Origin of the sequence: Desulfovibrio sp. 1214_IL3152 (assembly GCF_036763055.1) — a bacterium.
In the GTDB taxonomy this organism is placed as follows: domain Bacteria; phylum Desulfobacterota; class Desulfovibrionia; order Desulfovibrionales; family Desulfovibrionaceae; genus Desulfovibrio.
In genome coordinates this window covers 1-2055 of sequence record NZ_JBAIYW010000320.1, presented here as the reverse complement: position 1 = coordinate 2055, position 2055 = coordinate 1, and the positions used below count along the sequence as shown (strand labels likewise).

Genomic DNA, 2055 nt, shown 5'->3' with positions numbered 1-2055 from the left:
CGGCGGGCCAGGCCAACGCGCGCCAGTTCTTCATGGGCGCGGGCCTTGGCGTCTTTGTGGTTCATGCCGCGCACCTTGCGCAGGGCGATTGCCACGTTTTCTTCGGCCGTAAGATGGTCAAACAGGTTGAAATCCTGAAAAATCATGCCCACTTGAGCGCGGAAGGCGCACAGGGCGGACTTGCTTGCGCGGTCGAGCCGCTGCCCTTCAAGGTAGATCTCGCCCTTGTCCGGGGGGATAAGGCAGTTGATGCTTTGCAGCAGGGTGCTTTTTCCCGCGCCTGAAGGCCCGATGAGCACCTTGAGCTCGCCCCGGCGCACCGAGAGGCTGCAATTGTCCAGAATGGGCTTGCCGCCCAGCATCTTTGAGATGCCCTCAACCCGCAGAATCGCTTGTTCGTCCACATTCATGGCTTATCCCGCACCCGTGCCTTCCATGCCCATGCCCGTGGAATATCCCGGCACATGAACTCTTTTTTCCAGGCGACGCAGAAGCTTCAGCACCGCCAGTGTCAGCAGAAAATAAATGCAGCCCGCCGCCGCGTAAAGGGCCAGATGTTCGTGCGTGCGCGCGGCCACAAAAGACGTTCTTGCCATGATATCCTGTGTGCCGAGAACATAGCAGATGGCCGAGTCTTTGAGCAGAATGGAAAATTCGTTGGCCCAGCCGGGAATGGACAGGCGCATGGCCTGGGGCAGTATGATGCTGCAAATGCCGGTGCTTTCGCCCATGCCCAGGGCGCGCGCCGCGTTAAGCTGTCCCTGCGGCAGGCTTTCGATAGCTCCCCGAAATATTTGCGACTGGTAGGCCGTGCTGGTGCAGCCAAGCACCAGGCAGCATATGAGAAACGGGTCTGCCGGCAGGCCGAGGCTGATGAAAAGCCCGTAACACAGAAAAAGCAGCACAAGAATGGGTACGCCACGGAAAAACCACACATACAGCGCCACCATGCGGCGCAGCCAGGGGCCGCCGTAAACCTGGGCCACGGCCATAGGAACGCCGAGCACAAGCCCCATGGCAAGAGATACGGTCACGTTGCCCACCGTGACTATGCAGCCGGTCAGCATGGACGGCAGGGCGTGGTAAACTACTGAAAGTGAGTCCATATGAGGGATTTTGCCGTAGGTTGGGCATAACAGCGCGGACCGCCGGAATAACCGGCGATCCGCGCCTGCCGTTCAGCGCTTTCGCGTTGCTTACTTGTTCAGATACTTTTTCTGCAGTTCCTGCCAGTACGGATCGGCCATGAGCTTTTTGTAGCCCTCATTGATGAGCTTGTGCAGGTCTTTGTCGCCCTTGCGCATGGCTACGCCGAACTTGTCCGGCTCGCCGTGGGTTCCGGCCTTTTTAACGGCGCGGCCCTTGGCAATGGCGTCATCGGCGGGCAGTTCGTCCATAAGGGCCACTTCAATGCGGCCGTTGAGCAGGTCTTCCACAGCCAGGGGGGCGGACTCGTAGAAGCGCAGTTCAAAAGGATAGCCCTTTTCCTGCTGTTCCTGCTTGATGGCATTGGCTTCAGACGTGCCGCGCTGCACGCCGAGCTTGACCTTTTTGGTCAGCACGTCCTGCGGGGTCAGCGTGGAGTCGGCGGGTACGACAAACACGCGCGAAACCGTCCAGTACGGTTCGGAAAAATCCACGACTCTGGCGCGCTCGGGCGTGATGCTCATGCCGGAGTCCACCATGTCTATCTGCTTGGCGACAAGGGCGGGAATGATGCCGTCCCAGGCCATGGGTTTGTGCGTGATCTCAAAGCCCATGGTCTTGGCTATCCAGTTGAGAGAATCCACGTCAAAGCCGGCGGGCTGGCCGGTTTTTTCGTCCATATAGGCGAAAGGCGGATAGTTGGGGTCAATGCCGTTCACATAGCTTTTTTTGGCAAAAGCGGGCACGGCGGCCATGACGGCGGCCAGCAGGGCGCAGACAAGAAGTTTTTTCATGCTCGTTTTCCCCCTCGGAAATAGCAGTGGCCTTTGTACGGCAGAGCCGCAGAACAAGACGGCGGCAGCCGCTGAGAATGGATGCGCGCACCCTGGGCGCAGGCCGCGGGAGCAC

General features: G+C 59.4%; 3 protein-coding genes. All 3 read right to left on the bottom strand.

Going from position 1 to position 2055, the window contains the following annotated elements; all coding sequences use genetic code 11:
* Positions 1–410, bottom strand: a 410-nt coding sequence (locus V6C07_RS06895; protein WP_333535615.1) for an ATP-binding cassette domain-containing protein, incomplete at its 3' end; no start/stop codon positions are given.
* A gap of 3 nt (positions 411–413) precedes the next feature.
* Positions 414–1106: an amino acid ABC transporter permease gene (locus tag V6C07_RS06890; RefSeq protein ID WP_333535613.1), complete on the bottom strand. Its 693-nt coding sequence runs from the start codon at positions 1104–1106 to the stop codon at positions 414–416.
* A 90-nt stretch (positions 1107–1196) separates the two neighbouring features.
* Positions 1197–1940, bottom strand: a complete 744-nt coding sequence (locus tag V6C07_RS06885) for an ABC transporter substrate-binding protein (protein WP_333535611.1) — start codon at positions 1938–1940, stop codon at positions 1197–1199.
* Positions 1941–2055 lie beyond the last annotated feature (115 nt).